We start from the raw sequence: 12,404 nt of genomic DNA on the forward strand, positions 1-12,404 counted from the left end.
CCTTTAGTGCTCGCCGGCCGAGTCGGAGCGGCCAAAGATGGTCTGCGGAAGCCAGAACGCCAGGGCGAAGAGGCCCAGGCAGACGGCCATGGGCCACGGGTTGCCCAGGGTGAGGAAGGACAGCGAGTAGATGGCGCCCAGGAACAAGGCGAAGCAGATCACGAACAGGACCACGCTGGTGGCGAGGTTGTTTTCGTTCTGCGGGGTCCGGACGGTTTCCTTGTTGGACGCCGTGTCCCTGCTGGACGCGTTGATCTGGCTGGACATGTGTTCCTCCTCGGCCCCGCGGGGCGTGATCTGTGGCGGCTTCCGGCCAGGGTCAGTAAGCGGCTGAACCCTGTTCACCCTTGACGATGGCAATTCCGGAGCTGGCACCAATTCGTGTTGCACCTGCTGCAATCATAGCCTGCGCATCGGCAAGGGACCGTACGCCACCGGAGGCCTTGACCCCCACCTCCGGGCCCACGGTCCTGCGCATCAGGGCCACGTCCTCAACGGTGGCGCCCCCGCCGTTGAACCCCGTGGAAGTCTTCACGAAGTCGGCTCCGGCCTCCACGGCAGCCTGGCACGCCAGCACCTTCTGCTCATCCGTCAGGAGGGCTGTTTCGATGATGACTTTCAGGATGGCGCCGCCCGCGTGCACGGTCTCGGCTACCGCGGCGATGTCCTCGACGAGGGCGCCCTTGTCGTTGGCCCGGGCGGCAGCAATGTTGATCACCATATCCACCTCCGCCGCGCCGTCCAGGACCGCGCCGCGGGCTTCGAACGACTTCACGTCCGTGGGAGTGGCCCCCAGGGGGAAGCCCACCACGGAGCACGTGAGGACGCCCGAGCCCCTGAGGGCGGTGGTGACGGTCTTGACCCAGAGGGGATTGACGCAGACCGACTTGAACCGGTACTCGGCCGCCTCGGCGCAGACCTTCAGCACGTCAGCTTCCGAGGCCTCGGGCTTGAGCAGCGTGTGGTCAATGTAGGAGGCGATGTCCGCGGGGCCGGCCGGGTGGGCGGTGCCTGCGTGAACGGTGGCTTCGTTGCTCATGATGGTCCTCTCGGAGGGCCTTGTGGGCCCGGCGTTGACTCGGTTTCGGGAACCATCTTGTCACAGCGGGCCGCACCGCAGCAGGCCCCACGCGGAGGCACCGGGAGCACCGGAAGCGCCCGGGACGCCCGCAGCGGGGCACGGCCGCTCAGGCCGCCTGCAGGGCCGGCGCTTCCGCTGCCGCCGTCAGCAGCTGGGTGGCGCAGGCGCCTGCCGCCGAAGCCGCTGCCACCAGCAGCCCCAGCCGCACGCCGTCGAACGCTGCCGCGTCCCCGATGGCCCAGATCCCCGGAACAGACGTGCGGTAGTCCCGGCTGATCACGATGCCACCCCCGGCTGCGGTCTGCAGGCCCGCGCTGGCGGCCAGGCCATCGCGGGAGACCCGTTCCTCAGCCAGGACAACCAGGTCACCGGTCATGCTGCTGCCATCCTCGAAGACCACGGCGGACGCGGCCACCCGGGAGGCGGAGGCACCGGATACGACCGCAGGGATGACGGCCGCAGGGCGGGCAGTGGTGCGGATGGGCCGCACACCCTTGGCCCGCAGAACCGCTTCGGCCTGTCCCGCCGCTGCTCCGGTGCCGACCAGGATCCCCACCGGGCGCCGCCCCAGCTCCCGCGCCACCTTCTGCACGCCCTTCGCGATGCGCGGTGCGTCATCGATGGTGGCATAGCTCAGGCACTGCGCGGCCCCGTCGACCGGGTTCGCCACGGGGGCGGAGCCGGTGGCGATGACCAGCTGGTCGTAGGCGAACTCCATGCCGTCAGCCGTTGCCACCGTGCGGTTGACCGCGTCGATGTGGCTGGCAGGCTGGCCAAAGCGTACGGAAACCTGGGGGAGCAGAGCCAGCTCCAGCAGTTCGCCGGGGGTGTCATCGCGGTTGCTCAGCACGGTGATGGTGCCGGCGAACCGGGCACGGTCCAGTTGCGCCACCAGGGCCTGCGCAGCGGGGCCGGCGCCGGCAATGACGATGCGGGTTGCGGTGGAGGTGGACGGTGAGGGTGCCGGAGCGGACATGTGCTGGCCCTTTCGCTGGCGGCCGGTAAGCGGCCGGAACTTCGTGATGGAAAACAGCGTAGGCGCGCGTCTTTTCCGGGGTGTTTCCCCTCAGTTGCTGTTTAACGGGCCCGTGTTCGCCAGTATTTACCGGCCGGTAACAGAACCCGTGACGCACCTCTCATTCGTCCGTCCGCCGACACAAAAGCCGCCGCGCCGGGCGCTGGGCGCCCGGCCGCGACCACCTAGACGCGGATCCGGTATCCGCGCTTGACTACGGTTTCGATCAGCTTGCCGTCCGGCAGCGAGGACCGCAGGCGGCTCACGGTCATGTCCAGCGCGTGGACGGAGCCGCGCAGTTCCAGCAGGTCGGACAGCGATTCGCGGGACAGGACCGCTCCGCCGGCGCCGAGCAGGGCACGCAGGAGCAGCAGGGGAGCCGGTGCCAGTTCCACCTGCTGGCCGTCGATGCGCAGGCTCCGGCCCCGAAGCTCGATGCTCCCGGAGCGGGTCTCCAGCCGCCGGACGTGGTTCAGTGCCAGGTGCTCGCACACCAGCCGGATGAGGGCGCCCATCCGGAACCGCTCCGGGATGAGCGGCGTGATCCCGGCGTCGAGGAGGGGCTGGGCCGTGACGGGACCCACCACGGCCGTGGTGACGTTCAGTTTCAGGCTCTCCACCAGCTGCTTGTAGAGCCCCATCTCATGGGCCGTGCTCCACATGGCGTCCACGGCGGGGGCGCTGGTGAAGGTCAGGACGTCCAGGTTGCCGGTGCAGGCGGCGTCGATCAGCCGCGGAAGCCTGTCCTCGCCGTCGGGCTTGACCCAGCGGTAGGGCGTGACTGTCAGGACCGTGGCGCCGGACATGCGCAGGCGCTCGATTTGCCGCACATCGGTGTAGCCGTGCAGCTGCATGGCAACGGTTTTGCCGCGGACGCCCTCGGTGAGCAGCATGTCCACCAGGGTGGAGGTGGTTTCGTCGCTGCTGATGCCGACGTCGGCAAGGCCCGCCGCGCGCACCGCACCGCGGGCTTTCGGTCCCCGGACGAACATGCGGCAGCTGCCCAGCGTCTCCAGCAGCTCGTCGCCGATCCCGAAGGAATCCGCTGCCTCGCACCAGCGGCGCATGCCATACGCGGTGGTGGCGATGCAGAGATCGGGTTTGGCCGCGATGATGGCCCGGGTGTCCTCGATGAGGCGCATGTCCTCCTGGACGGGGGCGATCTTCAGTGCGGGGGCGTGCAGCACTTCGGCGCCGCGCCGTTCCAGGGCCTCGATCAGGTCGCGGGACCGCCGGTCCGAGGTGACGCCGATGCGGAATCCCTCCAGCGGCGACTCCGCGGCGTCTGTGGATTCTTCAGCCTGCGGTGATTCGGCCGGTGCAAGTGCAGTCATGGGGGTCAATCCTTTCATGATCCCAGCAGCGAGGCCGCCAGCCGGTCCAGGTCGGCGGCGGCAGCGGCGTGCTGCTGGTTGGCTTCAGCCACCCGCACCACCTCACCGATCACCAGCACGGCCGGGTTGCTGCAGCCGGCCGCGGCAGAGGTGATGGTGCCCAGATCGGCGATGGTGGTGCGCTGGCCCGGCCGGTATCCGCGTTCCACCACGGCCATGGGCATGTCCGGGCGCATCCCGGCACGGCGGAGGCCGGCGGCGAGCTGGTGGAGGGTGCCGATGCCCATGAGCACCACGATGGTGCCGCCCAGGCCGGCCAGGTGGTGGTGCTCTTTTTCGGTCAGCGGGGCGTGCCCGGAAACCACCGTGAACATATGGCTGACTTCCCGGTGGGTGACCGGGATGCCAGCAGCGGCGGGCACCGAGATGGCGCTGGTCACGCCGGACACCACCTGGACCTGGACGCCAGCGGCCACGCATGCGGCTACTTCCTCGCCTCCGCGGCCGAATACGTAGGGGTCCCCGCCCTTGAGGCGGACCACATTGTTCCCGGCCAGTGCACTTTCCACCATCAGCTTTTCGATATCCGACTGGCTGACCTTGTGGTGCCCCGGCTTCTTCCCCACATCCACGAGTTCCGCGGACGTCAGCAGCGGCAGTTCCTGGTACGGAGCGAGGCGGTCATAAAACACCACGTCCGCATCGCGCAGCGCCCTGACGGCGGCCACGGTGAGGAGGTCGCTGGTGCCCGGCCCGCCCCCTACCAGGGTGACGTGCCCGGCGGCACCGGCGGCAGGTTCGGCAGCGACCGGGATGCCTGCGTCCCGGCAGCGGTCCAGGAGGCCGGCCCAGCCGGGCTGCCCGTCCTCGACGGCGGCCACCAGGAACAGTCCTTTCGGCAGCGGGGCGCCCTGGGCGGCATGCGGGCTGGTGAGGCGGTGGACGACGGCGCCCGCGGCTTTGTACCGCCGCACCGCCTGCCGCGCGGCAGCAGGGGTGCCGGTCACCAGGACGTCCCGGCCGGTGAGGTCGATACTGAGCTGCATGGTTATGCTTCGTTTCCAGGGGTGGTCGTGGCGGTGCGGACCGGGATGGAGGACCCTATCAGGACCTTTCCCTTTTCTTCGGGAGTGGCGGGGCGCATCTGGCCGCGCTCGTCCGGGACGAAGGTGATGGAATCGTCCTTTTGGTCGGGGGCGTTGACGAAGGAGCGGAACCGGCGCAGGCGCTCGGGGTCCTTCAGGGTGTCGGCCCATTCGTCGACGTAGGTGTCCACGTGCTTGGCCATGGCAGCCTCGAGCTCCGCGGCGATGCCCAGCGTGTCCTTGACCACCACGTCCTCCACGTGCTTGATGCCGCCGTCGAGCTCTTCCTGCCACCGGGCGGTGCGCTGCAGGCGGTCGGCGGTGCGGATGTAGTACATGAAGTAGCGGTCGATGTACTTGATCAGGGTCTCGTCGTCCAGGTCCTTGGCCAGCAGCTGTGCGTGCGCCGGCGTGGCTCCGCCATTGCCGCCCACGTAGAGGTTCCAGCCGTCGGCGGTGGCGATCACGCCCACGTCCTTGCCGCGCGCCTCGGCGCATTCGCGGGCGCAGCCGGAGACGCCCATCTTGAGCTTGTGCGGGCTCCGGAGGCCGCGGTACCGCAGCTCCAGCTGGATGGCCATGGCCACGGAGTCCTGGACGCCGAACCGGCACCAGGTGGAACCGACGCAGGACTTCACCGTGCGCAGGCTCTTGCCGTACGCCTGGCCGGACTCAAAGCCGGCGTCCACCAGTTCCTTCCAGATCTCCGGGAGCTGTTCGAGCCGGGCGCCGAACATGTCGATCCGCTGGCCGCCAGTGATCTTGGTGTACAGGCCGTACTTTTCGGCGACGGCGGCGATCACTCCGAGCTTCTTCGGGGTGATCTCGCCACCGGCGATGCGGGGGACCACCGAGTAGGTGCCGTCCTTTTGCATGTTGGCCAGGGCGCGGTCGTTGGTGTCCTGCAGGGTTCCGCGGCCGGCGTCCAGCACGTAGGCGCTGTTCTGGCTGGCCAGGATGTTGGCAATGGTGGGCTTGCAGATGTCGCAGCCCGCGCCGGTGCCGTACTTGGCCATGATCTCCTCGAAGGAGGTCAGCCCCAGGACACGGATGGCGTCGAAGAGTTCCTGCCGGGACAGTTCGATGTGCTCGCACAGGGCCTTGGAGACCTCGACGCCGGACTTGGTCAGCTCAGTTTCCAGCAGCTTCTTCAACATCGGCACGCAGGAACCGCACTGGGTGCCGGCACGGGTGCAGCCCTTCAGCTCGCCCAGCTCCTGGACGGGGGCGTTGCCCTCGCAGGCGCCGCAGCCGTTGATGGTGTCCCTGATGGTTCCCGCGGTGACGTTGTTGCAGGAGCAGAGGGTGGCGTCGTCCGGCAGTTCGGTTTCCGGAGCGTCCCCGCCGCCGGCCGCGCTGAGGAACGCGCCGGGCTCGGCGGGAAGTTCGCGGCCCAGGAGCGGGCGCAGGCTCATGTACGGGGAGGCGTCGCCCACGAAGATGCCGCCCAGGAGGGTCTTCGCGTCGTCGGTGGTCACGATCTTCTGGTACACGCCGCGGGCGGGGTCGGCGTAGACGATTTCGAGGGCATGTTCGGTGCGGGCGAAGGCATCGCCGAAGCTGGCAACGTCCACGCCTGAGAGCTTGAGTTTGGTGGCGGTGTCGAAACCCGGGAAGGTGGCGTCTCCGCCGTGGAGCCGGTCGGCCACAATCTCGGCCATGGTGTTGGCGGGGGCCACCAGGCCCAGGCACATGCCGCCGAAGTTGGCCACTTCGCCGATGGCCCAGATGCCCGGTACTTCGGTGGCGCAGTAATCGTTGATGACCACCCCGCCGCGGGGGCCCAGGCTGAAGAGCTGGTCTTCGCCCTCGGCGGCGCGGAAGAGTTCGTCGCGGGGTTTGACGCCGACGGCGACAATCACCAGGTCTGCCGGGATGACGCGTTCGTCAGCCATGAGCACTCCGGTGACCTGGCCGTCGTCGTCCGCCAAAATCTCGGAAGGGAACACACCGCCGTGGACCTCGAAGCCTTTCGCCTCGATGAGCCGGCCCAGGGCCTGGCCCGCACCCTCGTCCAGCTGGGTGTTCATCAGCCAGGGAGCCCCGTTGATGACGACGGGGGTGGCGCCGAGCTGCTCGGTGCCGGCGGCCGACTCAAGGCCCAGGAGTCCGCCGCCGATGGTCACCGCGTTGATCTTGCGGCCGAGCTTTGCGGTGAGTTTGGCGATGGCCTTGTTGATGGCCCACACGTCCTCAAGCGTCCGGTACACGTGGGCGTGCTCGGCACCGGGGATGGGCAGGCGCACAGCGTCCGAGCCCGTGGCCACCACCAGCTGGTCGTACTCGTAGCTGTGGCCGGCGGCGGTTTCCACGCTCTTTGTTTCCGGGTTGATCTTCACCACGCGCTCGCCGGTCTTCAGGACCAGCGAGCCGTGGTCCCACATGGAGGCGGTGCCCAGGGTGAGGTCCACCCCGGCATCGGTGAGGGCCTTGGAAAGTGCCACCCGGTCGTAGGGGAGGTGGGCTTCCTCGGTGAGGACCGTGACATGCCAGCCGTCGAGGCCGCGGGCATGCATGGCGTCCGCAAAACGGTGGGCCGCTGGGCCGCCGCCGGCGACGACGATGCGGCGCGGAGTCTCTGTGCTTGAAGTCTGTTCGGTCACTGTGGGCCTTTCGCATGGGCCGCAGACGGTGCTCTGCAGCTTGTGCATCCAGCCTAGGAAGGGGCAGTTTCGCCTCAGTTTCCCAATTGTTTCGTCAACTTAACTTCTGCATCACGAACGCATTTCCGCCCGCGTTAGGTCTCTTTTACGCGCCGGACACATTCACCGCACCCCTTTGAAACACCCGGACCCTAGCGTGGGACACGGCCGCAAAAGCTGCCAATGCAAGGGACAACAGGCACAGGGAAAGGAGCCGGACATGACGGCAACACTTGAACTTGGGGCGCTCGCCGCCGAATCAGACACCGCCGGGTTCGGGACCGGCTGGCACCGTGTCTGCATGGTGGATGACCTCGAACCGGCATGGGGCGAGGCCGCCCTGGTGGCAGGCCGCCAGGTGGCACTGTTCCGCACCGGCCCCAGCGAAGTCTTCGCCGTGGCGCATGAGGACCCCGCCACCGGAGCCCACGTCATGGCCCGCGGCATCCTCGGCTCCAAGGGCACCCGCCCCACGATCGCCTCGCCGCTGCACAAGGAGGTCTACGATCTGGAGACCGGTGAATGCTTCACCACTCCGGGCCTGCGGCTGGCAGCGTTCAGCACCCGTGTCAGGGACGGCTTCGTCGAGGTGGAGCTCTAGGATTTTCCGCAGGGTAGGGGCGCGCCGAAGAGGCGCGCCCCTTCCGTGGTTAAAGTCCCAGCGCCTCGCTCACGTCGTGGAGGACTTCATCCAGCGAGGCGCGTGCCGCCTGGCGTGCCGCCGGCAGTTCCGCGGCGGAGCCCACCTGGTGGATGACTTCCAGGTAGCACTTGAGTTTGGGCTCGGTGCCGCTGGGCCGGATGATCACGCGGGTCAGGTTCCGGGTGATGTAGAGCAGGCCCTCCGTGGGCGGCAACTGCGCGCTGCCTTCGGCCAGGTCCGTGAATACCTCCACCGCTGACTGCCCGAACGACTCCGGCGGCGAAACCCTGAGGCGGTTCATCATGGCGTCCAGCAGTCCCAGGTCCGCAACCCTGATGCTCAGCTGGTCGCTGGCATGCAGGCCGTGCTGGAGGTACAGCTCGTCCAGGGTGTCGAAGACCGTCTTGCCTGCGGCTTTGGCGGTGGCCGCGAGTTCGGCGATCAGGACCGCGGCGGAAATGCCGTCCTTGTCCTTCACCTGATCCGGCGCGACGCAGTATCCCAGCGCCTCCTCGTACCCGTAGACCAGCCCCGGGACCCGGGAAATCCACTTGAATCCGGTCAGCGTTTCCACATGGTCGAGTCCGGCGGCCGCGGCGATGCGGGCCAGCAGGCGGGAGGACACAATCGAATTGGCGAACACACGGCGGCCGTCAGCCTCCGCAAGGGAGTCGCCGTCCGCGAGCCGGGCCACCATGTGGGCGCCCAGCAGGGACCCCACTTCGTCCCCGCGGAGCATGCGCCACGCGCCGGTGTCGGGGTCCTTGGCCGCTACGGCAGCCCTATCGGCGTCGGGGTCATTGGCGATGACCAGGTCGGCGTCCAGCCGCGCCGCTGCCTCCAGGGCAAGGTCCAGTGCGCCGGGTTCCTCCGGGTTGGGGAAACTGACGGTGGGGAAATCGGGGTCCGGATCGGCCTGCTCGGCCACCACGGTGACATCCGTGAAACCTGCCGTCTTGAGTACTTCCAGCGCCGTCCCGCCGCCGACGCCGTGCAGCGGGGTCAGGACAATCCGGAGATCGCGGGCCGGAAAGCGCTCCGGCATGGCGAGTGCCGCCGTCGCCCGCTGGTACTCGGCGGCGATGGAGCCGTCCAGGACGGTCCATCCGTCCCCTGCCAGCGCTATGGACTCCAGCGGCCCCACGGCGCTGATGCGCGCGGCGATTTCGGCATCGTACGGCGCCACGATCTGGGCGCCGTCGCCCTCTGCCGTTACCGCGTGCCGCCCCAGGTACACCTTGTACCCGTTGTCCTGCGGCGGGTTGTGGCTGGCGGTGACCATGACGCCGCCGTCGCACTCCAGGGCGCGGACAGCGTAGGCCAGCAGGGGAGTGGGGAGGGCTGCCGGCAGCAGGAAGGTCTCGATGCCGGCCGCGGTGAAGATCGCCGCCGTTTCCGCGGCGAAAATATCCGAGTTGTAGCGGGCGTCATAGCCGACGACGGCGCGCGGCCGGGTGCCGGCCGCCGCCTTGGCCACGGCCTCCACCAGGAACGCCGCGAGTCCCGCTGCAGCCCGGCGGACCACCACCCGGTTCATCCGGTTTGGGCCGGGGCCCAGCGCGGCCCGCAGTCCCGCAGTGCCGAACTGCAGTGTGCCGCGGAAGCTGTCTTCCAGTTCCTGCCGGGCCGCGGGATCGCCATCCTCCACGAGGCGGACCAGCTCGAGGAGCGACGCCTTCGTTGCGGGATCCGGGTCTTGGGCAGCCCATTCGCGGGCTTCGGTGAGCAGGCGAAGTTCGGCATCGGAAGACGTCATGGGCATAACGCTATCGTCATTGCCCGCCCACGTGGCGCACCCCGGGCGCCTGACCCGTTAGAGCCGGGCGATGATGTCAGCCAGCAGCCTGGAAATGCGCGGGCCCGCTGCCTGGCCGGACTCGATGACTTCCTGGTGGCTGAGCGGCTGGGGGCTGATGCCTGCCGCAAGGTTGGTGACCAGCGAAATGCCGAACACCTCCATGCCGGCATGACGCCCTGCGATGGCCTCAAGCGCCGTCGACATCCCGATGAGGTCCGCACCGATCCGCTTGGCATACTGCACCTCCGCCGGGGTCTCATAGTGCGGGCCGGGGAACTGTGCGTACACGCCCTCGTCCAGGGTGGGGTCCACTTCCCGGGCCAGCCCGCGGATCCGCGGCGAATACAGGTCCGTCAGGTCCACGAACGTAGCGCCTTCCAGCGGGGAGGCGGCGGTGAGGTTGATGTGGTCCCGGATCAGTACCGGGGTGCCGGGGGCCCAGTCCTCGTTGAGGCCGCCGCAGCCGTTGGTGAGGACGAGGGTGCTGCATCCGGCAGCCGCAGCGGTCCGGATGCCGTGCACCACGGCGCGGACGCCCCTGCCCTCGTAGTAGTGGGTCCGTGCTCCCAGGACCAGGGCGCGCTTGCCGGACGTGGTCAGCACGGAGCGGATGGTGCCAACGTGGCCCTCCACGGCGGGGGCGTGGAAGCCGGGAACCTCCTCGGCGGACAGCGTGGCAGTGGTCTCGCCGATCAGGTCTGCGGCCTCGCCCCACCCGGAACCGAGAACCAGGGCCGTGTCATGGCGGTCCACTCCGGTTTCTTCCGCAATGTAGTCCGCGGCGGCGCGGGCGGCGGCGAACGGGTCCGTGTTCAGGAAGTCTGTTGTACTCACCAGTACAAGTTATCCTGCCGCCCATGTTGCCCCGGTCACGGCAGGCCCGGAAAGCACCCTGATTTCTTGGTGGTCGGGCCGTAAATGGGAGAGAATGGATGACTGTGACTACGCATCCAGATTTCAGTTCCCCCCGGATCGCAATCCTGGGAGGTGGTCCCGGCGGATACGAAGCTGCCATGGTGGCCGCCTCTTTGGGGGCGACCGTTACCGTCATCGAACGTGCCGGGCTCGGTGGATCCGCGGTGCTGACCGACGTAGTCCCCTCCAAGACCCTCATTGCCACGGCCGACCTCATGACCCGCGTCGCGGAAGCCGGCGAGCTGGGAGTGAAGTTCGACGTCGACGGCGGCGACTTCGTCCCGGTCATGCGCGCCGACCTCAAGCACATCAACGACCGCCTCCTTAACCTGGCCCGCAACCAGTCCCGGGACATCCGCGACGGCCTGGAGAAACAGGGCGTGCGCATCATCGAAGGCTCCGGCCGGCTCCTGGACAGCCACCGGATCGAAGTCCTGACCGTGGACGGCACCGAAACCGTCGAAGCCGACACCATCCTGCTGGCGGTAGGCGCGCACCCCCGCGAGCTGGAAACGGCCCGCCCGGACGGCGAACGGATCCTGAACTGGACGCAGATCTACAACCTCGACGAGTTGCCCGAGGAGCTCATTGTGGTGGGGTCCGGCGTCACCGGCGCCGAATTCGCGTCCGCCTACAACGGCCTGGGCTCCAAGGTCACCCTGGTCTCCAGCCGTGACCGCGTGCTGCCCGGCTCAGACGTTGACGCCGCAGTGGTCCTGGAGGAAGTCTTTGAACGCCGCGGTGTGCGGGTCCTGTCCCGCTCCCGTGCCCAGACCGTGGAACGCACGGACGATGGCGTGGTGGTCACCCTCTCCGACGGCACCAAGGTGACCGGCAGCCACTGCCTCCTGTGCCTTGGCTCCATCCCCAACACTGCGGGGATTGGCCTTGAGGAGGCCGGCGTGGCCGTGAGCGAAAGCGGCCACATCAAGGTCGACGGCGTCTCCCGGACCACGGCCCCGAACATTTACGCCGCCGGTGACTGCACCGGCGTCCTGCCGCTGGCCTCCGTGGCCGCCATGCAGGGCCGGATCGCGGTGGCGCACTTCATGGGCGACGGCGTCACCCCGCTCAAGCTCCACCAGGTGGCCTCCAACATCTTCACCTCACCGGAAATCGCGAACGTGGGCGTCTCCGAAGCCGAGATCGAGTCCGGCAAGTACCAGGCCGACGTCATCAAGCTCTCCCTGCGCAGCAACGCCCGCGCCAAGATGCGCAACGCCAAGGACGGGTTCGTGAAGATCTTCGCCCGGAAGGGCTCCGGCACGGTGATCGGCGGCGTGGTGGTCGGACCCAATGCCTCGGAGCTGATCTTCCCCATTTCCATCGCGGTCAAGCAGAAGCTGCACGTGGACGACGTCGCCAGCACGTTTACGGTGTACCCGTCGCTCACCGGATCCATCTCCGAGGCAGCCCGCCGCCTGCACGTCCACATGTAAGGCTTTCCCCGGGCAAGCGCGGGCTGGACCCCTCCGGGGCCCCTGCTTAGACTCGAACCAGGCGCGGCCGGGAATTTCCTTGAAGTTCCCGGCCGTTCCTGTACCAGCGTCGACGCAAGGAGAAGCTTATGGAACTGCAGGACATCAAGTGGAACGAGCAGGCGCGGGAAAAGATCCTGCTGGATGCTGACAAGGCACTGCAGGAGGCGGTCCGCGAGGCGGCGTCGTCCCTGTCCGGCTCGGGGAAGGACAAGGTGTACGAGTTCCTGTTTGAGAAGCTGAAGGACCAGTTCGTGGACTTCCAGCCCGGCCCGGACCTTACCAAGTATGCCGAGGCCGTAGCCGGCGGGGAGTTTGATTCAGCGGCAACGGCGTAGAAGCCGCTGCCGGCCCTGCTTACGTTGCGGGGCCGGCAGCGTCCTGCTTTCCCACGTGCGGTGTGAAAGCCCTGG

Annotated in this window: 11 protein-coding genes; 3 read left to right on the forward strand and 8 right to left on the reverse strand. The window is 68.2% G+C overall.

Features of this window, described 5'->3' with window-relative positions:
- Positions 1-3: 3 nt before the first annotated feature.
- From LDO22_RS20410 to nirB, 6 genes are all read right to left on the reverse strand, one after another.
- A complete protein-coding gene (locus LDO22_RS20410; protein WP_159632483.1) occupies positions 4-267 on the reverse strand; it encodes a hypothetical protein in 264 nt (87 codons plus the stop codon).
- Between the two features lie 52 nt (positions 268-319).
- Positions 320-1,039, reverse strand: coding sequence for a deoxyribose-phosphate aldolase (gene deoC / locus LDO22_RS20415; protein ID WP_224025485.1), 720 nt, complete (start codon positions 1,037-1,039; stop codon positions 320-322).
- Between the two features lie 148 nt (positions 1,040-1,187).
- The gene (locus LDO22_RS20420; protein ID WP_224025486.1) at positions 1,188-2,057 is read right to left on the reverse strand and encodes an FAD-dependent oxidoreductase; all 870 of its coding nucleotides are present in this window, start codon (positions 2,055-2,057) and stop codon (positions 1,188-1,190) included.
- A gap of 224 nt (positions 2,058-2,281) precedes the next feature.
- Complete coding sequence (locus LDO22_RS20425) at positions 2,282-3,430, reverse strand: uroporphyrinogen-III synthase (protein ID WP_159632480.1); 1,149 nt, start codon at positions 3,428-3,430, stop codon at positions 2,282-2,284.
- Between the two features lie 14 nt (positions 3,431-3,444).
- Positions 3,445-4,476, reverse strand: coding sequence for a uroporphyrinogen-III C-methyltransferase (gene cobA / locus LDO22_RS20430; RefSeq protein WP_224025487.1), 1,032 nt, complete (start codon positions 4,474-4,476; stop codon positions 3,445-3,447).
- A gap of 2 nt (positions 4,477-4,478) precedes the next feature.
- On the reverse strand, positions 4,479-7,118 hold the full coding sequence (gene nirB, locus LDO22_RS20435; protein WP_224025488.1) for a nitrite reductase large subunit NirB: 2,640 nt from the start codon (positions 7,116-7,118) through the stop codon (positions 4,479-4,481).
- A 259-nt stretch (positions 7,119-7,377) separates the two neighbouring features.
- Here nirB and nirD point away from each other — a divergent pair, with 259 nt between their 5' ends.
- A complete protein-coding gene (gene nirD / locus LDO22_RS20440) occupies positions 7,378-7,758 on the forward strand; it encodes a nitrite reductase small subunit NirD (RefSeq protein ID WP_159632477.1) in 381 nt (126 codons plus the stop codon).
- Between the two features lie 49 nt (positions 7,759-7,807).
- On the opposite strand, the gene LDO22_RS20445 is transcribed toward nirD, so the two are convergent.
- A complete protein-coding gene (locus LDO22_RS20445) occupies positions 7,808-9,556 on the reverse strand; it encodes a phospho-sugar mutase (protein ID WP_224025489.1) in 1,749 nt (582 codons plus the stop codon).
- A gap of 57 nt (positions 9,557-9,613) precedes the next feature.
- Entirely contained in the window at positions 9,614-10,432 is an 819-nt protein-coding gene (locus LDO22_RS20450) for a purine-nucleoside phosphorylase (protein WP_224025490.1), read from the reverse strand.
- A gap of 104 nt (positions 10,433-10,536) precedes the next feature.
- On the opposite strand from LDO22_RS20450, the gene LDO22_RS20455 reads away from it, so the two are divergent.
- Positions 10,537-11,952, forward strand: coding sequence for an NAD(P)H-quinone dehydrogenase (locus LDO22_RS20455; RefSeq protein WP_224025491.1), 1,416 nt, complete (start codon positions 10,537-10,539; stop codon positions 11,950-11,952).
- Positions 11,953-12,080: 128 nt separating this feature from the next.
- A complete protein-coding gene (locus tag LDO22_RS20460; RefSeq protein WP_224025492.1) occupies positions 12,081-12,329 on the forward strand; it encodes a hypothetical protein in 249 nt (82 codons plus the stop codon).
- Positions 12,330-12,404: the final 75 nt, after the last annotated feature.

This window comes from Arthrobacter sp. NicSoilC5, from assembly GCF_019977395.1.
Lineage (GTDB): Bacteria > Actinomycetota > Actinomycetes > Actinomycetales > Micrococcaceae > Arthrobacter.

Bases quoted from the DNA above. Each gene is read 5' to 3' on its own strand.
- cobA (WP_224025487.1), bottom strand. From the start codon at position 4,476: ATGCAGCTCAGTATCGACCTCACCGGCCGGGACGTCCTGGTGACCGGC.
- LDO22_RS20445 (WP_224025489.1), bottom strand. From the start codon at position 9,556: ATGACGTCTTCCGATGCCGAACTTCGCCTGCTCACCGAAGCCCGCGAA.
- LDO22_RS20425 (WP_159632480.1), bottom strand. From the start codon at position 3,430: ATGACTGCACTTGCACCGGCCGAATCACCGCAGGCTGAAGAATCCACA.
- deoC (WP_224025485.1), bottom strand. From the start codon at position 1,039: ATGAGCAACGAAGCCACCGTTCACGCAGGCACCGCCCACCCGGCCGGC.
- LDO22_RS20410 (WP_159632483.1), bottom strand. From the start codon at position 267: ATGTCCAGCCAGATCAACGCGTCCAGCAGGGACACGGCGTCCAACAAG.
- LDO22_RS20420 (WP_224025486.1), bottom strand. From the start codon at position 2,057: ATGTCCGCTCCGGCACCCTCACCGTCCACCTCCACCGCAACCCGCATC.
- LDO22_RS20460 (WP_224025492.1), top strand. From the start codon at position 12,081: ATGGAACTGCAGGACATCAAGTGGAACGAGCAGGCGCGGGAAAAGATC.
- nirD (WP_159632477.1), top strand. From the start codon at position 7,378: ATGACGGCAACACTTGAACTTGGGGCGCTCGCCGCCGAATCAGACACC.